We start from the raw sequence: 459 nt of genomic DNA, 5'->3' as shown, positions 1-459 counted from the left end.
TGGCCCGCGCGTTGTTCGGCGCTCGTGCATCGTTGACTGTGGCCATCTGCGCAGTGCTGATCGGCGTCATCATCGGTGGCACCATCGGCGTCATGGCCGGATACTTCCGCGGCAAGGTCGACGCCGTAGTCGGAATCCTGACCAACTCGCTGCTGGCAATTCCGTCGCTGGTCCTGCTGATCGCGCTCGCTGCAGTGCTCACGTCGAACCTACGCAACATCACGCTGGCACTGTCGATCCTCTGCATTCCCAGCATGGTTCGAATAGCGCGAGCCAACACCATCGTGGTGGCTCAACGTGAGTTCGTACTCGCAGCCCGCGCTATGGGGGCCACCAAGTGGCGTGTCATCTGGCGCGAACTTGTCCCCAACGTTCTCGTTCCTGTTGCGGCACTCGGCCTGGTTGCCGTGTCCGGCCTGATCGTCGCAGAAGCGTCGCTCAGCTTCCTCGGACTCGGTA

General features: G+C 62.3%; 1 protein-coding gene. It reads left to right on the top strand.

The features are described 5' to 3' along the window. Nucleotides 1-459, top strand: a 459-nt coding sequence (locus MTX36_RS29495; RefSeq protein ID WP_243623207.1) for an ABC transporter permease, incomplete at both ends; no start/stop codon positions are given.

The organism is Rhodococcus sp. ARC_M6 (genome assembly GCF_022810305.1).
Classification (GTDB): domain Bacteria; phylum Actinomycetota; class Actinomycetes; order Mycobacteriales; family Mycobacteriaceae; genus Rhodococcus_F.
This window is presented reverse-complemented; position numbering and strand designations above follow the sequence as displayed.